Here is a 19,634-nt window from a genome sequence, read left to right on the forward strand (position 1 = left end):
CAGAGGGTGCGAGACGATGGTCCACGATGCCAAGGTACACGGCGACGCGATATCCTTGCCGCGTTGGTGAAGACTCCGGACAACGTGGCGATCGCATGACGGGCACGGTAATGATGAACAAGGTGCCGGCGGGCGTTCCCACCGATTCCTCCCAGAAGGATTCCGTTTCCACCCGCATCATCGTGGCGGACGTGGGCGGCACGTATGCGCGGCTGGGCTGGATCGACGCAGACGGCGGCACCGAGATCCACGACTACCGGCGATACGCCTGCGCGGAGCACCCGGATCTCGCTTCGATCCTGCGCGATTACGCGGCCGGTACACCGTGCCATGGCGCGGTCGTGGCGATCGCGGGCGTGCTGGAAGGCGATCGGCTGATCAATTCCAACCTGCCGTGGGCCGTGTCGGTGGAACAGACACGTGCCGGCGCCGGGTTGGCCTGGGTGCAGCTGATCAACGATTTCGAGGCGGTGGCCAATGCGGTGCCCACGCTGGCGCCGGACACGTTGTCGCCGTTGACGGCCTTGGCGTCGTCCGGTGTTTCGTCGCCGGCCCTGGTGATCGGTCCCGGCACCGGCCTGGGGGCTGCGGTCTGGATCGAGGGCCAGCCGCCGCGTGTGTTGCCGACCGAAGTCGGCCAGGCGTCACTGGCGGCCGGCAACGCGCTGGAGCTGGATATCGTCCGCCGATTGCTCAAGGACCGGCCATACCTGCACAACGAGCACGTGTTGTCCGGCCCCGGCCTGATGAATCTGTACCGGTGCCTGTGCGAACTCCGCAATGCGACGCCCGTGCACGCGGATGCGGGCGCGCTGGTGGCCGCGGCGGCATCGGATGCGCTGGCCCGGGAGACGTTGGAGACGTTCTGCGGCTGGCTGGGCAGCGTCGTCGGCGATCTGGCGATCATCTTCGGTGCGCGTGTGGTCTATCTGGCCGGCGGCGTGACCGGCCACATTCCACAGTTCCTGCACGACGGGCGCTTCCTGCAGCGCTACCTCAACAAGGGCGTGATGACCGAGCAACTGGAACGGGTGCCGGTCTGGCGGGTGGAGCATGGCCAGCTGGGGCTGCTGGGAGCGGTGGCCTGGTATCGGCAGAACCGTGCCGGGATCTGATCTGGCCCGCACGTTGCCTTGTACATAATAGGCATTATGCGAAATTGCCATGGTATCGCCGGGCGCTGGCATGGTTTATGCGTAATCCCCCTTCCGCACACAGGGAGGCGTTTGCATGGGCCTGATAGACCCGACCAAGCGACACGAACTGACCGGCCTTTGGGCCGGTTTTGGTTTCCAGCAAGGACACATGTGGACGCCGGAGGGTTTCACGCTCTACCCCGAACAAATGGCGTGGTGGTCCCTTACCTGCAACATCGCAAGGGAATGGACCTTCATGATGGCCGAGCGCCGAGGCGAGGTTATCCAGGGGATGGATCGGCCTTCGGACCGGGACCCGCGCGTGAGCATCCTTCGCCACAGCTTGCAGGCATCTAGGCCGCGTGTGAGGCGTTGACCGTAGGGGCGCTGCCCCTACACCCCGGGTATCATCGCGCCGGGGGTGACCATGGAAGAGGGTCGGCAGGGATTCGTGAGAAAAACAGCCGAATCGACTCTAAAGTCATGATTTAACGAGGAATCGCCCCTCGACGTTAGGCATTGCGGCGGTGCCGCTCAGACCTGACCTAACGGAAACACTCAAGAAGGCTCCAACAGTCGCCGGACCCAGTGCAAGAATTCCTCGTGCGGGATCGTCCGTCCGGCATCGACGTCGGCCAAACCCTCGCGGGTCCGGCGATCCTTCTCTTCCTCGGTCAATTCTGGAAGGAGTGCTAGTAACTTTTCTTCGGGGCTCATGGAATCAATGAGCTGGGCTCAGGTTCGCTTGATTCTCGTGAATATGGGCAGGATCTGGGGATCATCCAGGCCCGCCGGCAAAGGCTGCGATACGTCGTGGACCGCCAAGTCGATGATGACGTCCAAATCTGAGCATAAGGGCTGTATGGCGGTGGTCACCAGACGAGCGGCCCGCTCGGCGAAAGCCAGGTCGACCACCAGCCAGATCAACAGGCCGGGACGCTGTTCGACGCCTCCTGACGAGTGAGTTTCCAGGAGATACGCCGACGAGACGAAGTCGGCATGCTCAAGGCTGCCGCTGATGGCCGGAGCGAGCCAAGCCGGTTCGGCCTGGGCAGGTCTTACTGCGAACTCCGCCGGCGCTAGCCGTTCCACCCTGGCCAGAAAGCCCGTATCCAACAATGTCGCAACCTCTTCCGGGTACAGGACTACGCCGCCGTCGTTTGGATTGAGCATCAACGTCGCGCCGCGAGTACCGATTAGCAGCTCACGGCCTGACACTCCCAGAATTTTGACAGCAGCCGAGCTGGCCGCCTGCGCCTTGTCGAGCGAGGTAAAGAAGGGGATCGCATCGAAACCGTCAGGATGGCGGAACTGGACCAGCCGTGTTGTCCGCGCGTTGTCCGAGACGGGCGCATGCACGTACACGATCGCATCCATCAGTCGCTTGAAGAATGCGCGCTCCTCGGCTGCGCTGTCGCGGGCCCGTTCAAAGGAAGCCTCCAGCGCTGCCTCCGCAGACGTAGTCCCTCTTCCTCGCGGCCTGCTCGGTTGCTTCATGGTCATATGCGATGAGGGCCAAGCGGGTATCCGGAGAACCAGTCGGGTTCGATCTGGCTGGTCAGATATGGGCGAACGAAAGCCGACTGGGTCAACGCTTGCAACCGTTCCTCGTGCTCAGCAATGGCTTCGACGTCGCTGACGGTGGGATAGTGCCGCAGCAGTCGGTAAGCCTCTTGCCGCACCTCTTTGGGCACGGTTTGGCTGGCGGCTAGCTGCCTGAGGAACGCGCCCGCCTGCAGCACATTGCGGGTGCGCTCAGATGGCATCGTCATGACATCAAGGAGGACTAGTGCTAAGGAATGCTTAGCTTATCGCGTCTGTGGCCGGCCAGCGCACGGCGCAATTACAGACCTTGCGATTTCTCAATATATATAATATAATCAATAGCTTACTTCGCATAACGTCGCTTATGTAAAACCGCGGCGTGGCCGGTGCGGTGAGCCTGGCGTCTGAATGGCTGCGTCCTCGATTGGTGTCTTGCTCGCGTTGCGGCTAGCCCGCACCGGCCGCTCCAGCCCTGATAGCCTTCACCTCCGCGAGCATGATGTACGCAGGCTTGGTAGGTCTTGAGCATCAACGCGGCACACTTGGGGGCACCGATGACGCAGCAAACGGATGACTCAGAGCGCGATCCTACTCAGGCCAAGAAGAATGCCCAGGCGAATTTCGATCGAATGCTTACTGGCATTCCGATGGAAATCCAAGACAGAGAAGCCAGCTTGGCCAGTCGGCTGGCCGCCTTGCCTGGAAGTCCGATAAAAAAGCTGCGCACCTTGCACAAGGAAATGGAGATCCTGTCAGCGGCGATGGCTCCTTATGTCGCATGCAGTGCGGGCTGCTCGGCATGTTGCCACTACCCGGTGCACCTTTATCCCGTTGAGGCCGAGCTTATTGAGAAGCGCTCCTCGCATTCTCGGTTGCCGAAGCCGCTTCCTAGTGCCGACTTCCATGGTTCGCCCTGCCCCTTCCTTATCCAGGAACAATGCTCGATTTACGAGGACCGTCCAATGGTCTGCCGCCAGCATGTTGCGTTGACCAACACGGCGTACTGGTGCGATCCGGCCAGATCGGATGAAATCACTTTGCCGATGGCCCATCTCTCCAAAGTTCAAGAAGCTTTTCATGAGCTCGTAGCAAAGGATGGCCGCACGACCCCCATGGACATCAGACAGATCTTTTCAGTACCCGGCGAAAGCTCCTAGGTATGGAAGTTCCTGAGAACTTGTCTGGACAGTGCCCTTTCAAGCGAGATATGCGCGTAACGGGAATGTCAGGACTGATGGAGCCGCGCTTCTTGTGTCCGCCCACCGTAGCCATAGGCCGAGGCGCGCGCATCGTGGACATGGACATAGCTTGTCGGGTGCACGGGGCCTAACAGGCGCTCAAAGCAAGCGAATACCTCGGCAAGATACTCTGCCTTCTCTGCTTTGGTGTTGGTCTCATCCGTCACGATGATCTCCAGCGAGAAGCTTGAGACGCCAATCTCGCTCAGCGTCTTTCCTCCGATCAGCCAATCTTCAGGCCGGACATACGTGATGATTGTCGCGATCAGGTCCGCCTTCTTTCCTAAAATCCGGCTGGTCAGATCGCTTACCAGGGCAGATATCTCCGCGGTCACCGCCGGAGAACTAGATGCAGAGACTTTGATGTTGATCAGAGGCATGAAGGGGCTCGTGTTAAGCCGAGAGGCTAGTTGATGGCGATGACCACTTTGCCGATGGGCCTTCCATGTTCCATGCGCGCAAACGCGTCAGCAGCTTTAGCGAAAGGAAAGATGGTGTCGATAACTGGCACGATGGCGTGCTCGTCGATGAAGCGGATAAGCGCTTGGGTCATTTTCTTGGAACCCACTACCACTCCGGTGAGCGACTTTCCGCCGATCAGTGAGAATGGATCGATGCTCAATGCAAATCCGCCAGCGACGCCACCGATGGTCACGACTTGGCCGCCGGGGCGCAGACTTCGCAGCGAGCGAGCAATCGTGCCGGCGCCACCGATGTCCATCACCAGATCTACGCCGCCGGTCGTGCGGAGCACCGTTTCGTCCCAGTTGGGATCGGTGTTGTAGTTGATGGCAGCTTGTGCCCCCAATGCCACCATGTGCTCGATGCCCTCCTCCCTCCCAGAGAGCACCGTGACGCGCAAGCCGGCTGCCAACGCCAACTGGACCGCCCATGTAGACACGCCGCCGGTGCCCTGAATCAGCACATGAGCATCGTCGGGCAACGCACCCAGCTCAAACAACGCGTGCCAGGCCGTGACCCCTGCGCACGCGATCGTAGAAGCTTGCTCCCATGACAGAGTGCGTGGCGCGTGCACCAATGCGCTTTGGTCGACCACCAAATGTGTCGTCAGCACACCGTCGATGTTGCCACCCAGCGACAGGGACAGCGTTTGGTCACTGGGAGATCCATCAATCCACAGCGGGAAGAAGATGGGAAGTGCGGCATCACCGATAGAGAAGTCGGTGACTGCAGGACCGACAGCTACTACTTGTCCGGCGGCGTCCGACAGTGGGATCCGGGCTTCACCGGCACCCATCTGACCGTGAGCAACGAGTAAGTCACGGTAGTTGAGCGAGGCGGCCTTGACGGCCAGTAACACCTGGTTCTCACCCAAGGACGAGGGCGGAACCTCGATTCTGTGGAGACTTTGTGGACCCTGTCCACGGGTGACACGGTAGGCGTGCATGAGGCTCATTCGGCGAGTCAGGTGATAGGGGGCGATCGAGATGACGCAAGGGCACAACGCATCTTTAGCGCTACTAATGATGAATGTGGGCCGGATAGCCGATCGCGCTGAGTGCTTGCTTTATCAGCTCAAGCGGACGGCGGGTTTCGAGGCTGATACGGCGTTGGTCCAGCATGAACTGCGCCCGCATCGAAGGATCTACGCTCATCAACGCACGTCGAATGGGTGCCACACATGCGCTGCAAACCATGGCCGGGATATGTAGTCGATGCATGCGTTGCTGCTCCAACCAGCAGGGATAGCCAGCGTCAGGCTTCCTACTGTGGGAACGTCAATGCCCGTTCGTCGGACTCGCCAAATCGTCCAGAATCGGACATTCCGGACGGTTGTCGCCATGGCATCGACTGGCCAGATCGCGCAGCGTTCGCTGCATGGCCTGCATCTCGGTAATCTTGACCTGCAGATCGTCGATGTGGCCCTGGGCCAGTTTCTTGACCTGGGCGCTGGCTCGCCGGTCATCGCTCCACAAGCCCAAGAGCGACTGGATCTGTTTGATGGAGAATCCCAGGTTGCGGGCACGACGAATAAACCGAAGCCTGTGCACATCGGCATCGGTGTAAAGGCGATAGCCAGCAAAGGTGCGACTGGCCGGAGGGATCAGATCGATCCCTTCATAGTGGCGAATCATCTTGGCGCTGACCTCGCTGAGCGCGGCGGCCTCGCCGATGTTATGCAATCCGGCTTCGCGCGCATCGGCCAGTTCGGGCCGCAGTACCTTGGAACTGCGTCTGGTTGCCATCATGCCTCTCCCACATCGATCTTGGTTGGCTGCCAACGGCGCAACAGCAGCGTGTTGGCAATCACGCTCACACTGGACAAGGCCATCGCTGCGCCGGCGATGACCGGATCAAGCAAGCCCAGGGCCGCCAGAGGGATCCCGACCACGTTGTAACCGAAAGCCCAGAACAGGTTCTGATGGATCTTGCGGGTCGTGCGGCGGGAAATGTCGATGGCATCGGCGATCAGGCCCGGCTCAGCGCGCATTAGGGTAACTCCAGCGGCATGCATCGCCACATCGGTACCGGTTCCCATGGCCACCCCCAGGTTGGCGGCAGCCAGTGCTGGCGCATCGTTGACCCCGTCGCCGACCATGGCCACCGGTGCCGACTGAGCCAATTCTGCGACCAAGGCAGCCTTCTGCTCAGGCAATACATTGGCGCGCACCTCGTGGATGCCTAGTACCTTGGCCACCGAGGCGGCCGCGCCGGGGTTGTCGCCAGAAATCATGACGGTGCGTAGACCCAGCGTGTGCAGCCGTTGCACAGCTGCGGCTGCACCCAGACGCGGCGGATCCTCAAAGGCCAGAATGCCGAGCAACTGCGGATGATCGGTGCCCTGCTCTGCCAGCCAGGACACCGTGTGGCCGGTCTGGCTGAGTAGGTCGGCCCGGGTCTGCAATGCCGTGAGCGCCACGCCATGCTCAAGCATCATGCGGGTGCTGCCCAGCAACAGGTTCCTGCCATCCACCGTGCCGGTGATGCCGCGGCCAGGCACCGCCTGCACGTCGCGTGCGAGCGGAATGGCGCGCTGGCCCATCACGCTCAGTACGGCCTTGGCCAAGGGATGCTCGCTGCCTTGCTGCAGGGCCGCCGCCAACGGCAACAGATCGGCCGCGTGGCCACGGGTGGCAATTTCTTCGGCCAGTACCGGACGTCCTTGGGTCAACGTGCCTGTTTTGTCGAAGGCCACCACCTTGACGGTACGTGCCACTTCCAGCGCCTCGGCATCCTTGACCAGAATGCCCGCTCGGGCAGCCACGCCGGTGCCAGCCATGATCGCCGTTGGGGTCGCCAACCCCAGCGCACACGGGCATGCGATCACCAGCACCGCTACCGCGCTCAGGATCGCCTGGTTCCAATCTCCCGTTCCCAGACCCCAGCCGAGCAGCGTGAGCAAAGCCAGGCCAATCACCACCGGCACGAAGATTGCGCTCACCCGATCCACGGTTCGCTGGATAGGTGCCTTCTTGGCCTGTGCATCCTCCACGAGGCGAATGATCCGAGACAAGGCGGTCTCGGCGCCGATGGCCAGTGTGCGCACCAGGATGCGGCCTTCGCCATTGATGGCCCCACCGGTAACGCGATCGCCCTCCCCGCGCGCCACGGGCATGGACTCTCCCGTGATCAGGGACTCATCCACGTGCGTGCGGCCCTCCGCGATCACGCCATCCACAGGGATGCGCTCGCCTGGCCGCACACTGACGATGTCCGAGACGGCAACCTCGTGAATGGCAACCTCGCGCTCTTGCCCGTCCTGATACACGCGTGCGGTGGCTGGCCGCAGTGCTTGCAAGGCCCGGATCGCTTGCGTGGTTTGTTGCTTGGCGCGGGCCTCTAACCACTTGCCCAGCAGGATCAGGGTAATGATGACCGCCGAGGTCTCGAAGTACAGCGGGGCATCGCCGTGGTGTCCGGCATCATTGAACAAGTGATAGACACTCAGTCCATAACCGGCACTGGTCCCCAAAGCGACCAGCAGATCCATGTTGCCCGTGCCGGCGCGCAGGGCGTGCCATCCGGCGCGATAAAAGCGCGCACCGATCCAGAACTGCACCGGCGTTGCGAGCAAAAACTGCAGCCAGCCCGGTAGCATCCAGTGCTGACCTGCGACCCATCCCAGCATCGGGACGACCAATGGCAGGGACAGGGCTGCAGCGATCAGCAGTTTGAGGGTGTCACCACTGAGCGCCTGGCGCGCCGGCGCTGTATCGGCGTTGCCTGCCGGGGTCTGCGGTTCGATCGCGCGGTAGCCCGCTGCGCTGACCGCGGCAACCAGGGATGCGACCTCCACCAGTGACGTGGTCGTTATGCGCGCGCGCTCGGTGGCCAGATTGACCGACACCTCCATTACGCCCGGCACAGCGCGCAGCGCACGCTCTACCCGTGCCACACAGGAAGCGCAGGTCATCCCTTCGATGATCAGATCCCGCTCCTGGCTGGCAACCTCATAACCGGCCTGCTTCACCGCAGCGATCAAGGCAGGAAACGCGGCTGCCGGCGCGGTGACTTCGGCCACTTCTGTTGCCAGATTGATCGACGCATCGCTCACGCCGGCAACGGCCCGCAAGCTGCGTTCTACCCGGCCTACACATGAGGCGCATGTCATGCCGGCGACGCCAAAGCGATGCGTGTCCGTAGGCGCCGGCGGCGGCGAAGTGAGCGTTATGTCCATGGAGTAAGGACCAATAGGAACGAGCAGGTAGCCTGAGCCTTCCCATGATGGGAAGGTCAACAACGCGGGACGGGGCATCACTGAACTTGCCTGTCGTTTGACCTTCCCACCGTGGGAAGGCCCATCGTGACACCGTCGGCAAACCGCCGATGCTTTTGGAGGGTTGTCCATGAATCTCGTTGTTGAAGGTATGACCTGTGGTCATTGTGTCCGGACGGTCACCCAAGCCATTCAGGCCGTTGAGCCCCAGGCCCAGGTGGACGTCGATCTGGGCAGTGGCATGGTCAAGATCGAGGGCCTGCTTGCCGTAGAACAGGCGGTGGAGGCCATCCAGCGGCAAGGCTATGTGATCGCCGCCGTGCTCCCTTCTGAGGCCGATACGCCACCCACCCCGGCTGCATCCTCCTGCTGCGGCGGATGCCACCGCTGAGGCCACGCAAGGGCTTGATCCTGATCAATGCCCGTCGGCCCCAAGAGGGCTAGACTGGCCATCATGAGAGCTCACACGTCCCCTGCCCTGATCCGCCCAGCGTCCGCAGGCGCTGCTTCGGGCGTGCGGAAGCGGTCATGGTGAAGCTGCTGAGGCGATGGCGGCGCCCCCGTCCTCGTGCCCGACTGGCATGGCTGGGACTGTGGGCGCTGCTGTTGCAGCAGCTGGCACTGGTGGCCTACGCCTGTCCGTTGGAATCGGTGGAAGCCGGACGAGCGACCCTGATGGTCGGTTGCGAAGAGATGTCCGCGCCGGATCCCGATGCTCCGGCGTTGTGCGACCAGCATTGCCAGCGCGATCACATCGCCACGGCCGATGCGAAGGCCCCTCAAGTGCCTTACCAGCCGGCGCTGGTCGCCTTCGCGCTGGTGCAGGCTCTGTTGCCACCGGTACACGCGCAGTTCTATCGGGATGTTCCGGTGTGCGTGTCCGATCCGCCTCCCCTGCAGCGCTTCTGTAGCCTGCTGATTTAAGCCCCCTCCTGGATTGACCCGTGCTCGTGCTGCATGCGTTGCAGCGCGCTCGTTGTCGTTTGTCCGGAGGTCTTATGGAGATGTCTTTCTTCTTGCGTGCAAGGCGCAGGATGGCGTGTGGATTCGTGTTTGCCCTGGCCCTCAGTGGTCCTGTGGTGGCAGCACCGCCCGCAATCCCGATCAGCTACACAGAAGCCCTACAACGGGCGCTTGCTAACGCCCCTACCCTGCAGGTGCGCCGATCCCAGATCGATGCCAGTACCGAAGAAGCCGCGCGTGCTGGCGCGCTGCCCGACCCACGTTTGATCGTGGGGCTTGCGAACTGGCCCGTCAGCGGACCCGATGCCTTCAGCCTGCGGGCCGATGAGATGACTACCCAGCAAGTCGGTCTGATGCAGGAGTTTCCTGCGCGTGCGAAACGACGTGCCGAGCAAGCGCTGGCGCAAGCGACGCTGGCGCAAGCGCGCTCACTGTCGATGGCCGAACAGCAGATGGTGGTCCAAGCGACCGCGCAGGCCTGGATCGAGCTGTGGAGTACGCAGCAAGCCGTAGATGCGTTGGAAGGTTTGCGCGAGCCGGCGCGCATCGCCGAGCGTGCGGCGCGTGCTCGCTTGGCAGGCGGCACGGCCGGGGCCAGCGACGTGCTTGCCGCCCAGGCCGCGCTACTGCAGTTGGATGATCGCCTCGAACAGATACATGCGGAGCACGCCGCGGCACAGGCCGGTCTGGCGCGATGGTTGGGTATCTCACCTGAAACGGTACGGGCCAGCGGTCCGGCCCCGGATTTTTCGCGGTTGCCACTTGAGCCCACCCAATTGCTGGCCAAGCTGGACCAACATGCGCCCCTACTGGGCTGGGAGGCGCGTCAGGACGTTGCCCAGGCCAAGGTGGATGCCGCCGTGGCCCAGACCCGTCCGGATTGGAGTGTGGAGCTCACCTACGGACGTCGCGAGCGCGCGCCCGACGGCATGCCGCGCAGCGACATGCTCATGGTGGAAGTGGGCGTGGGCTTGCCGCTGTTCCAGAAGAACCGCCAAGCACGAGGCATCGCGGCACGACGGGCCGAGCTGGAGGCGGTGTCCGCAGAGCGCGATGAGGCCCGACGCATCCAAGCCGAGTCGGTACACCGCGCGATGGCGCGATGGCGCGGGCTAGCCGGCCAGTTGGAGCGCCAGAACGCGCAGAGCCTGCCATTGGCGCGCGATCGCGCACGCACGGCGTTGGCCGCCTACAGCGCCGGTGCCGACCTGCAGCCGTGGCTGGAAGCGCGGCGCGATGAGATCGAACTGCAACTGGAAAACGCCCGTCTGCTGGGCGAACAGGGCCGTGCCTGGGCGGCATTGGCCTATCTGCTGCCCCATGAGGAGAACACGCCATGAACCCGACCAAGACGCGTCTCACACAGCTCGCCGTGGCCCTCGGGTTGCTGGCGCTCGGCTTTGCCGGCGGGTACGCCTGGATGACCCGAAGCTCTGATACGCCCCCGTCCACCGGCACGAACGGCGCGGGTCAAGCGCGCAAGGTGCTGTACTGGTACGACCCCATGGCGCCGGAGCAGCGATTCGACAAGCCGGGCAAATCTCCTTTCATGGATATGGAGTTGCTGCCCAAATACGAAGATGAGGCCATGGGGGACGGAACGCAGATCGATCCGCGCCTGCAGCAGAACGTCGGCATCCGTACGCAAGAAGTGACGGTAGAGTCACTAGGGACTGCTGTACGCGTGCCCGGCACGCTGACATGGGATCTGACCCAGGAAACTGTGGTCAGTGCGCGCATGGAGGGCTTGATCACCCACGTGCAGGTAAAGGCGCCCTTTACCGAGGTTCGTCGTGGTCAAGCGCTGGCCACCGTGCAAGCCCCGGCATGGAACGCCGCCATCGCCGAAGCCCATGCCTTGAGCCAAGCTCAGTCCGCGAGCGCGCGTGAGCTACAGGGTGCCGCGCAACAACGGTTGCGTTCGTTGGGCGTTCCTTCTGGCGCCTCGGCCCGCAACGGCGTCGTGCTTGGCGCAGACCACAGTGGTGTGGTGACCGAGATCCTGGTACGCGAAGGGCAGACGGTGATGCCTGGTACGCCACTGTTTAAGATCAATGGACTGGACACGCTGTGGCTGGAGGCCTCGGTGCCCCAGGCAGCGCTGGGCACCTTGCGGCCGGGGACCTCAGTGCAGGCCACGGTCAGTGCGTGGCCGGCAGAGCGCTTTGCCGGACAGATCCAGGCGTTGCTTCCCCAGGTCGACATGGCCAGTCGCACGCAGCGAGCGCGTATCGTGCTGCGCAATCCACAGCGTCGGCTGGTGCCGGGCATGTTCGCCGAGGTGCTGGTGCAGCCCGATACCGAGCAGGCCTTGCCGGTCGTTCCCACGGAGGCGCTGATTGCCACCGGGCGGGACAGCCGAGTCATCGTGCAGGATCCGGATGGGAGCTTCCGGCCAGTACGGGTGAGTGCCGGACGTAGCGTGCAAGGGCGCACGCAGATCGTGACCGGCTTGGCCGGTGGTGAACGCGTGGTGGTCTCCGGTCAGTTCCTGCTCGACTCCGAAGCCAGTCTCTCCGGTGCGTTGGAGCGCCTGGGCGCTGCACAACCCACCGGCCCTGCCAGCGCATCAGGTGAACACGAGCGCCATGACGCTGGTCACGATGCGCGCACGGTCGTCCCAACACCGCCCAGGCAGCCTGCGCCTGTCGCGCCAGAGGCCTCCAACTCCACGCCGCCGCGCTGCCCGGTGCAGTACTGGTATGACCCGATGGTGCCGGAGAAGCATTTCGACAAGCCGGGCAAGTCACCGTTCATGGATATGCAACTGGTACCCAAGTTCGGCTCGGCCGCAGCCGCAGATTGCCAGGCAAGCGAGGTCATGCCCGAAGCGATGGAGGGCACGCCATGATTGCGCGCCTTATCCATGCTTGCATCGCCAACCGTGTGCTGGTGCTGGTTGCCGCTGCGCTGCTGGCGGTGGTCGGCATCTGGTCGGTAAAGAACACGCCGTTGGATGCGCTGCCGGACCTGTCCGATACCCAAGTCATCATCCGCACGCAATGGGCCGGGCAAACCCCGCGCATCATCGAAGATCAGGTCACCTACCCGTTGGCCACCACGATGTTGTCCGTGCCGGGCGTGAAGGCGGTACGCGGCTTCTCCTTCTTCGGTGATTCGTTCGTCTACATCCTGTTTGACGATGCCACTGATCTTTACTGGGCACGCTCTCGAGTGCTCGAGTACTTGAGCCAGGTGCGCGATCGACTTCCGCCGAACGTGAATCCGGCGCTGGGTCCTGATGCGACAGGACTCGGCTGGATCTACCAGTACGCCTTGGTGGATCGGACCGGTCAACGTGATGTGGGGCAGCTGCGTGCGTTGCAGGACTGGTTTCTTCGTTATGAGCTAAAAACCGTGCCGGACGTGGCTGAGGTAGCCAGTGTGGGCGGTGCGGTGCGCGCCTGGCAGATCCAGCCCGATCCGCAGGCGTTGGCGGCCCGTGGACTCACGGTGGCTGAGCTCATCGAGGCGGTGGATGCGGCCAACGGCGCTACCGGGGGCTCGGTGATCGAACAAGGCGAAGCCGAACTGATGGTGCGCAGCGAAGGCTACCTGCGCACACAGGAGGCATTCGAGCAGGTGCCGGTGAACGGCAACGACGGCATCCCCGTCTTGCTCGGCGAGGTGGCCACGATCAGTCGCGGCCCGACTTTCCGCCGTGGTATCGCCGAGTTGGATGGTCAAGGTGAGGTGGCCGGCGGCGTGATCGTCCTGCGCACCGGCAAGGATGCCTTGGGAGCTATTCAGAACGTCAAGGCGCGACTACAGGCGTTGCAGTCCAGCTTGCCCGAGGGCGTGGAAGTGGTTCCGGTGTACGACCGCTCCGAGCTCATCCAGGACGCAGTGCGCAATCTCACTCACAAGCTAGGCGAGGAGTTCCTGGTCGTAGCGCTGGTGTGCCTGCTGTTTCTGTGGCATCTACGCTCGGCGCTGGTGGCCGTCATCACCCTGCCCTTGGGCATCCTGGCGGCCTTCATCGTGATGCACGCCCAGGGCATCTCCGCCAACTTGCTATCGCTAGGTGGCATCGCCATCGCCATTGGTGCGATGGTCGATGCAGCGGTGGTGATGATCGAAAATGCACACAAGCACCTGGAGCACTGGCGCGAGGCGCACGGCCGGGAACCCCAAGGTGAGGAGCGCTGGCAGTTGATGGCCCGCTCGGCGGCCGAGGTTGGACCGGCCCTGTTCGCCAGCTTGTTGGTCATCACCCTGTCCTTCGTACCGGTCTTTGCCCTGCAGGCGCAGGAAGGGCGATTGTTCTCGCCCCTGGCCTACACCAAGACCTATGCGATGGCGGCCGCAGCAGGGTTGTCGGTGACCTTGATCCCCGTCCTGATGGGCTACCTGATCCGCGGCCGCATCCGCCCGGAACAGCAGAACCCCATCAATCGCATCCTGATCGCCGGCTACCGGCCCATCCTGCTCTGGGTCCTCAAACATCCCGGTGTCACCTTGCTGCTCAGTGGCATGCTGCTGGTGCTCACGTTGATCCCCTTCAGCCGGCTGGGCAGTGAGTTCATGCCGCCCTTGGAAGAAGGCAGCCTGTTGTACATGCCCACGGCCCTGCCAGGCCTGTCCGCTGACAAGGCGCGCCAGTTGCTTCAGCTCTCAGGACGGATGATCAAAACCGTACCGGAGGTCGAGCACGTGTTCGGCAAGGCGGGCCGTGCCGAAAGTGCGACCGATCCGGCACCTATCGAAATGTTTGAGACCACCGTGACCTTCAAGCCGCGGGATCAATGGCGCCCGGGCATGACCCCTCAAAAGCTACGCCAGGAGTTGGACGCAGCGGTCAAGATTCCCGGTCTGACCAATCTATGGGTACCGCCCATTCGCAATCGCATCGATATGTTGGCCACCGGCATCAAAAGCCCGATTGGGATCAAGGTCTCCGGACCGGATGTGGAGCAGATCGAACGCCTGAGCCAGCAGATCGAGCAGGTGGCCAAGACTGTGCCCGGCGTGAGTTCGGCACTGGCCGAACGCGTCACCGGCGGGCGCTATGTCGATGTACAGGTGCGCCCGGAGATCGCTGCACGTTATGGATTCACGCAAGGCCAACTCCAGCAACTGATTGCCACGGTCGTTGGCGGTGATCCAATCGGGGAAACGATCGAGGGGCGCGAGCGCTATCCCATCGTCTTACGCTACCCCCGTGGCCAGCGTGACTCGTTGCAGGCCTTGCAGGATCTGCCGCTGATCGCGCCAGGCGGTGTGCAACTGACCTTGAGCCAGGTGGCGGAGCTGTCGGTCAGCCCAGGCCCGCCGATGCTCAAGAGCGATAACGGCCGGTTGGTGGGCTATATCTACGTGGATGTGGCCGATCGCGACCTGGGATCGGTGGTCCAGGACCTGCAAGCCGCGGTGCAGTCCCAGGTGAGCTTGCCTGCCGGCTATGGGGTGGCCTGGTCAGGGCAGTACGAGTACCTGCAACGGGCATTGGCACGCCTGCAGTGGGTGGTGCCCGCGGCGTTGGCGATCATCTTCCTGGTCATCTGGATGGTGTTCCGCAGGCTCAGCGATGTATCCATCATCCTGCTCAGCTTGCCCTTGGCATTGGTGGGCGGTTTCTGGTTGATCTGGGGGCTGGGCCATGCGATTTCGGTGGCCAGCATGATCGGATTCATCGCCCTGGGCGGCGTTGCCGCTGAGTTCGGCGTCATCATGCTGCTGTACCTGCGCCATGCCTGGGAGCAGCGCTTGGCCAGCGGTGCGCCGGAAGATGTGTCGACTCTGCAAGAAGCTATCTACGAAGGTGCCGTGCAGCGCGTACGCCCCAAGGCGATGACGGTGGCCGTCATCCTGGCCGGCTTGTTTCCGCTGTTCATCGGTGCCGGTGCCGGTTCGGAGGTCATGCAACGTATCGCCGCGCCGATGCTGGGTGGCATGCTCACCGCACCGGTGCTCTCCATGGTGGTGATTCCCGCAGCGTTCTATCTGGTGCGGCGACGTGGACTGCGCGCGGCGCGGGGCGACCAATGAGAGACAGACTGAGCACTTGAGGTGCGTCCCCACAAAAAGACGCCAGTCATGGAAGAAGTCATGACTGGCGTCAAAGGGGAGAGTACCGCCTACGTGCTTACTTATCAGTGCCCGGCGTGCGGGGAAATATCAAAGCTCAGCGACGCCCGATCCGACACAAAATCCAAGCTCTTTTGTGTAGAGGGCACCATGTGATTGGTGTGGATGTACCAGGTCTTGGCGGAGGTCACCTTGAAACTGGCTTGGCCTTGGGCATCGGTACGCAGCAGCGTGGCGCTACCGTGCCCGCCCTTGACCGGTGCGTCAGCGCGATGGCCGACGTACACGCGCAGGTTGGGCACTGGCGTGCCCTGCTGCAGTACCTGGAACGACAGCTGTTCGCCGACCTTCACGCTTCCAGGATTGCGGGCCAGGCGGATCTCCAACGGATAGCCCAGCGAGGCGGCGAAGTCGTCAGTCAGTTTCGTGCCTACTTGTCCAATGGCGCGGGCATGCTTGGTATAGCTGTAGGTGACCCCGTTGGGGAACTTGCTCGCATCATAGGTGGCCAAGGTATCGGGCAAGTCTTCCAACTCCAGGTACTTGCCGAACTCGCTGGCCGTACGGGTGCTGGTGGAAGCCATCGTCGAGACCCCTAGCAGATAGGTGCCCTCGCCCGCCGGATGCACGGTGAGCTGGCTTTGCTTGCCGACCTCTTTCCAACTGGCCAAGTCCGGGGCCGCCTTGGCGCCACCCTGGCTCAGCGAAACGTTCTGTAGACGCGCCCGGGTGACTGCGCCAGCACTTTCATCGAAGGTGCCGTTGTTGACCAGGGCGGTGTTCGCCTCGCCCGCTGCGGTGCCGGGCTTGGAGAAAGCGACAAACAGGTCGTGCGCGCCGGCGCTACCGGCCACCGCGAATAGCAGTAGTGCGGCAGATAGTTGCGTGTTTCTCATGATGTGTAGCTCCTTGGGATCGTGACTTACCAGTGGTAACCAAAGCGGACATTCCAGCGACGACCCAGCAAGTCGTACGTCATGGTGTCGGTGTTGGCGTTGGGGTTGTTCTGCACGAACGGCGCCTTTTTATCGAACACGTTCTCAACGCCGGCCGAGATGTCCCATTTCTTCTTGATGCCGTAGCTCAGTTGCAGGTTGTGGTACACCACGCTGGACACATGCGAGCCGATCGTGCCGGGCACGGCGATGATGTCGTCCGCACTGCCGATGTACTGCGCCGAATAGACGCCAGTCCAACGGTTCTTGCCCATGCGCAGTGAGCCCAAGCCACGCCACTGGGTGTAGCTACCCAAGCCGCTGGTGATCTTGCCGGCGTACTCAATGGTGGTGGCACCGGCGAAGGGAGTGACGTCGTAGCGCTCAAGATACGAGGCATCCAGACTCGCGCTTGCCTGCCAGCCGGCCACATCGAATTGATACAGCACACCGATATCCACGCCTTCGGATTCCTCGCTGGCCGCATTGACCTGCTGGGACGAGAGGTAGTTGACCTCACCGGTGACCGGATCACGAGTGAAGTTGGCCGGTGAGCAGAACGGATGGGCCAAGTTCGGCGTGGTGTAGCACGCACGCAGCTTGACCGAGCCTTCAATGCTGCGGATCGCATTCTCGATGCGGATACGGTAATAATCGGCCGTGAGCGTCAGCCCCGGCGCAAAGCCTGGGGTCCACACAAAGCCTGCCGTGAAGGTCCGCGCATCTTCAGGCTTGAGATCGGGATTGCCGCCGGTCGTGGTCAGGATAGTGTTGCCCAACTGACGAAAGTTGGTCGGCACCCCGGCGGCCTGACAGTTGGCCCGAATCACCGAGTCCGCGGGCAAGGTGCTCCAGTTGCTGCACGGATCCAGGGTGGTCAGGCTGCCTTGGCCGATGCCGCCAAACAACTCCGGGATGCTGGGGATACGAAAAGCCGTCGCGTAGTTGAGACGAATCTTCAGCGGTTCGGCCACCTGCCAATCCAGCCCCACCTTGTAGTTGGTGTCGCTGCCGAACAGGTCGTAGTCGGAATAGCGGCCGGCCAGGTTCAGGGTCGCGTAGTCCACCAACGGGACGTCCTGCAGCAGCGGGACGGCAAACTCGACAAAGGCTTCCTTGGCCGAGTACTCACCTTCGATCGGATCCTGACGCACGATGTTGGCGCTGCCGTTGACTACCAGCGGATCTGGGTACAGCCATCCCCGTTCCTTGCGAAACTCAACGCCCGAAGCGAAGGCGACGCTACCGGCGGGCAAATCGAACAGGGCGCCGGAAATGGTGCCGCTAAAGCCCTGCTGGCTGTTGCCACCGGAGCCGCGCTGGGTAAACAGGATGTAATCCAGCACTTCGGGCGTCAGGTTGCCGTAGCCCAAGTAGTTGCCGCACGGAATAGCCGCCCCTGGTGTGTTGCTGCACAGGCTGGTGTTGAGAGTGTTCTCTACCCGATCCAGGTTGGCGATATTGGTCGAGCTGTCCGTAGCAGAGTTGCGGCCCCAGTTCATCGCGACATTCCACGCCCAGTTATCGCCCCACTGCCCCTCCAAACCAAGCACGGTGCGAAACGTATCGACCTCCTGCTCGGTGATGCGCGCCCCGGCTTCTTCCAGACGCCGACGTTCCAGGGTCAGGTTCTGGCCGGTGGGATTGGTGGGATTAGTGGCGGCGATCCGGATGGTGCGATACACCCCCAGGGTATTGGGTGAGGCACGCTGATTGGACTGGCGATTGGTCGCCATCAGTTCCGTGAACAGACGGGTGTTCTCGGTCAGGTCGAACTGACCAAAGCCACTCAAGCCCACTCGCTTGATCGGGCTGACCGCATTGAGCAACAAGTTGTAGTTGTAATTGTGCTTGGCCGGATCATAGAGCTCGTAGGAGCGTGGATCCCCGTTGGGGTCCTGGTTGAAGTTGACCACGCGACCATCGGCCAGTCGGGCTCGCCCACCGATGGTGGACGAGTTGCCCACGCACTGCAGGGTGCCGGCCACCACACCCAACGGACACGGTGCCCGCGACGCCATGGTGATCGTGCCGCTTTCGGCATAGGTCAGGGCGCCAGACATTGAGCTGCGCTCGCCGGTGGTACCGAAGGCCAGGTTGAAGGAGCCGATCTCGCCATCGCCCTGGAAAGTCTGACCATAGCGGGTGGATAGCTCCACGCCATCCATTTCCTTGCGCGTGATGATGTTCACCACGCCGGCCACGGCATCGGCGCCGTAGATCGCCGATGCGCCGTCCTTCAGGATCTCGATGCGATCAACCAGGGCCAAGGGCACCACGTTCAGATCCACCGAATTGTTGGCGCCGGTACCACCGTTGACCACGCGTCGGCCGTTGAGCAGTACCAAGGTGCGGTTGACGCCCAAGCCACGCAGGTTGATCTGGGTGGTGCCGTTACCGTTACCCGTCCAGAAGTTGTTGGATTGCGAGCCGGCTGCACCGGCCGATGCAGGCAAGCGCTGCAGCAGCGTCTCGACCGAGACGGCACCGGAGCTTTGGATGGTCTCGGCATCAATGACCGTGGTGGGGCCCACACCGGACATCTGGGCGCGTTTGATGTGACTGCCGGTCACCTGGACCGCATCAAAGGTGGTGGGTGAAGCGGCCGACGGCGTTGAGGCGTCGGCGCCGCCGGAGAGGGAGGCGCTGTAGGCATCGGGACCGGCTTGCCCTACACCGGAGGTCGGTGCGTTGCGCGTAGGCGTCGGCGTGTTGGCACCTTCTCGCACGATCGCCAGCGCGCCGCTTTGATCGCGCTTGACCGTCAGTCCGGTTCCGGCGAGCAGGCGGTTCAGCGCTGCATCTTGGGACATGTCCCCACGCGCGCCTGCGGTGCGTCGATCACGAACGTCTTCGCTCAAGTAGACCAGGCGAACGCCCGATTGCCGGGCATAGGCTTCCAGCGCGACTTTCAGATCCCCTTCGGGAATATCAAAACTGCTCGTTTGTGCAGCGGCGGAGGCCGCGATGACCAGACCACACATGACAGCCAACGCTGTCCTCGCCACTTTCGTACGTGCCATGCATTTTCCCCAGGTCGGCGCGAATCGGCCTGATATCTGTGACGAGAGGACGGCACGCTTCCGGTATGAAATATTTCAGATTGATGTCT

The 19,634-nt window shown here is 62.7% G+C and carries 16 protein-coding genes; 7 read left to right on the plus strand and 9 right to left on the minus strand.

Going from position 1 to position 19,634, the window contains the following annotated elements; all coding sequences use genetic code 11:
- Positions 1–113 precede the first annotated feature (113 nt).
- Positions 114–1,115, plus strand: a complete 1,002-nt coding sequence (locus CSC78_RS10400; protein ID WP_162337876.1) for a glucokinase — start codon at positions 114–116, stop codon at positions 1,113–1,115.
- 756 nt (positions 1,116–1,871) lie between these two features.
- On the opposite strand, the gene CSC78_RS10405 is transcribed toward CSC78_RS10400, so the two are convergent.
- Positions 1,872–2,639 (minus strand): SseB family protein, encoded by a 768-nt coding sequence (locus CSC78_RS10405; RefSeq protein WP_338015135.1) that lies wholly within the window; start codon positions 2,637–2,639, stop codon positions 1,872–1,874.
- Complete coding sequence (locus tag CSC78_RS10410; RefSeq protein WP_162337842.1) at positions 2,636–2,908, minus strand: BPSL0761 family protein; 273 nt, start codon at positions 2,906–2,908, stop codon at positions 2,636–2,638. The genes CSC78_RS10405 and CSC78_RS10410 overlap by 4 nt, the downstream gene beginning before the upstream one ends.
- Positions 2,909–3,202: 294 nt before the next feature.
- Here CSC78_RS10410 and CSC78_RS10415 point away from each other — a divergent pair, with 294 nt between their 5' ends.
- Positions 3,203–3,838, plus strand: a complete 636-nt coding sequence (locus CSC78_RS10415) for a YkgJ family cysteine cluster protein (RefSeq protein ID WP_127170486.1) — start codon at positions 3,203–3,205, stop codon at positions 3,836–3,838.
- Positions 3,839–3,906: 68 nt separating this feature from the next.
- On the opposite strand, the gene CSC78_RS10420 is transcribed toward CSC78_RS10415, so the two are convergent.
- The 5 genes from CSC78_RS10420 to CSC78_RS10435 all read right to left on the minus strand — a co-directional run bounded on the left by CSC78_RS10420 (position 3,907) and on the right by CSC78_RS10435 (position 8,558).
- Positions 3,907–4,299: a tautomerase family protein gene (locus tag CSC78_RS10420; RefSeq protein ID WP_046935215.1), complete on the minus strand. Its 393-nt coding sequence runs from the start codon at positions 4,297–4,299 to the stop codon at positions 3,907–3,909.
- A gap of 26 nt (positions 4,300–4,325) precedes the next feature.
- Positions 4,326–5,240, minus strand: coding sequence for a zinc-dependent alcohol dehydrogenase family protein (locus CSC78_RS10425; RefSeq protein ID WP_160300481.1), 915 nt, complete (start codon positions 5,238–5,240; stop codon positions 4,326–4,328).
- 160 nt (positions 5,241–5,400) lie between these two features.
- Positions 5,401–5,535, minus strand: a complete 135-nt coding sequence (locus CSC78_RS19185; protein ID WP_255419551.1) for a hypothetical protein — start codon at positions 5,533–5,535, stop codon at positions 5,401–5,403.
- A 123-nt stretch (positions 5,536–5,658) separates the two neighbouring features.
- A complete protein-coding gene (cueR, locus tag CSC78_RS10430; protein ID WP_080952949.1) occupies positions 5,659–6,126 on the minus strand; it encodes a Cu(I)-responsive transcriptional regulator in 468 nt (155 codons plus the stop codon).
- Complete coding sequence (locus CSC78_RS10435; RefSeq protein ID WP_162337843.1) at positions 6,126–8,558, minus strand: heavy metal translocating P-type ATPase; 2,433 nt, start codon at positions 8,556–8,558, stop codon at positions 6,126–6,128. The genes cueR and CSC78_RS10435 overlap by 1 nt, the downstream gene beginning before the upstream one ends.
- 169 nt (positions 8,559–8,727) lie before the next feature.
- Here CSC78_RS10435 and CSC78_RS10440 point away from each other — a divergent pair, with 169 nt between their 5' ends.
- The 5 genes from CSC78_RS10440 (at position 8,728) to CSC78_RS10460 (ending at position 15,548) form a co-directional block, all read left to right on the plus strand.
- Positions 8,728–8,988 (plus strand): heavy-metal-associated domain-containing protein, encoded by a 261-nt coding sequence (locus CSC78_RS10440; RefSeq protein ID WP_162337844.1) that lies wholly within the window; start codon positions 8,728–8,730, stop codon positions 8,986–8,988.
- Positions 8,989–9,125: 137 nt separating this feature from the next.
- Complete coding sequence (locus CSC78_RS10445) at positions 9,126–9,521, plus strand: hypothetical protein (RefSeq protein WP_046933519.1); 396 nt, start codon at positions 9,126–9,128, stop codon at positions 9,519–9,521.
- 74 nt (positions 9,522–9,595) lie between these two features.
- Positions 9,596–10,900, plus strand: coding sequence for a TolC family protein (locus CSC78_RS10450; protein ID WP_173427077.1), 1,305 nt, complete (start codon positions 9,596–9,598; stop codon positions 10,898–10,900).
- Complete coding sequence (locus CSC78_RS19025; RefSeq protein WP_046933520.1) at positions 10,897–12,411, plus strand: efflux RND transporter periplasmic adaptor subunit; 1,515 nt, start codon at positions 10,897–10,899, stop codon at positions 12,409–12,411. Before CSC78_RS10450 ends, CSC78_RS19025 begins: the two co-directional genes overlap by 4 nt.
- A complete protein-coding gene (locus tag CSC78_RS10460) occupies positions 12,408–15,548 on the plus strand; it encodes an efflux RND transporter permease subunit (protein ID WP_162337845.1) in 3,141 nt (1,046 codons plus the stop codon). Before CSC78_RS19025 ends, CSC78_RS10460 begins: the two co-directional genes overlap by 4 nt.
- 104 nt (positions 15,549–15,652) lie before the next feature.
- Here CSC78_RS10460 and CSC78_RS10465 read toward each other — a convergent pair whose 3' ends face one another.
- Positions 15,653–16,483 (minus strand): DUF4198 domain-containing protein, encoded by an 831-nt coding sequence (locus CSC78_RS10465; RefSeq protein WP_046932602.1) that lies wholly within the window; start codon positions 16,481–16,483, stop codon positions 15,653–15,655.
- Positions 16,484–16,509: 26 nt separating this feature from the next.
- Positions 16,510–19,545, minus strand: coding sequence for a TonB-dependent receptor (locus tag CSC78_RS10470; RefSeq protein ID WP_080952948.1), 3,036 nt, complete (start codon positions 19,543–19,545; stop codon positions 16,510–16,512).
- Between the last annotated feature and the right edge of the window lie 89 nt (positions 19,546–19,634).

It is taken from the genome of Pseudoxanthomonas japonensis (assembly GCF_010093445.1).
Taxonomy (GTDB): Bacteria; Pseudomonadota; Gammaproteobacteria; order Xanthomonadales; family Xanthomonadaceae; genus Pseudoxanthomonas_A; species Pseudoxanthomonas_A japonensis.

Coding starts and splice junctions, on each gene's coding strand:
- CSC78_RS10410 (WP_162337842.1), bottom strand. CDS start 2,908: ATGACGATGCCATCTGAGCGCACCCGCAATGTGCTGCAGGCGGGCGCG.
- CSC78_RS10440 (WP_162337844.1), top strand. CDS start 8,728: ATGAATCTCGTTGTTGAAGGTATGACCTGTGGTCATTGTGTCCGGACG.
- cueR (WP_080952949.1), bottom strand. CDS start 6,126: ATGGCAACCAGACGCAGTTCCAAGGTACTGCGGCCCGAACTGGCCGAT.
- CSC78_RS10435 (WP_162337843.1), bottom strand. CDS start 8,558: ATGGACATAACGCTCACTTCGCCGCCGCCGGCGCCTACGGACACGCAT.
- CSC78_RS10445 (WP_046933519.1), top strand. CDS start 9,126: ATGGTGAAGCTGCTGAGGCGATGGCGGCGCCCCCGTCCTCGTGCCCGA.
- CSC78_RS10400 (WP_162337876.1), top strand. CDS start 114: ATGAACAAGGTGCCGGCGGGCGTTCCCACCGATTCCTCCCAGAAGGAT.
- CSC78_RS10460 (WP_162337845.1), top strand. CDS start 12,408: ATGATTGCGCGCCTTATCCATGCTTGCATCGCCAACCGTGTGCTGGTG.
- CSC78_RS10405 (WP_338015135.1), bottom strand. CDS start 2,639: ATGACCATGAAGCAACCGAGCAGGCCGCGAGGAAGAGGGACTACGTCT.
- CSC78_RS10465 (WP_046932602.1), bottom strand. CDS start 16,483: ATGAGAAACACGCAACTATCTGCCGCACTACTGCTATTCGCGGTGGCC.
- CSC78_RS10470 (WP_080952948.1), bottom strand. CDS start 19,545: ATGGCACGTACGAAAGTGGCGAGGACAGCGTTGGCTGTCATGTGTGGT.
- CSC78_RS19185 (WP_255419551.1), bottom strand. CDS start 5,535: ATGAGCGTAGATCCTTCGATGCGGGCGCAGTTCATGCTGGACCAACGC.
- CSC78_RS19025 (WP_046933520.1), top strand. CDS start 10,897: ATGAACCCGACCAAGACGCGTCTCACACAGCTCGCCGTGGCCCTCGGG.
- CSC78_RS10450 (WP_173427077.1), top strand. CDS start 9,596: ATGGAGATGTCTTTCTTCTTGCGTGCAAGGCGCAGGATGGCGTGTGGA.
- CSC78_RS10420 (WP_046935215.1), bottom strand. CDS start 4,299: ATGCCTCTGATCAACATCAAAGTCTCTGCATCTAGTTCTCCGGCGGTG.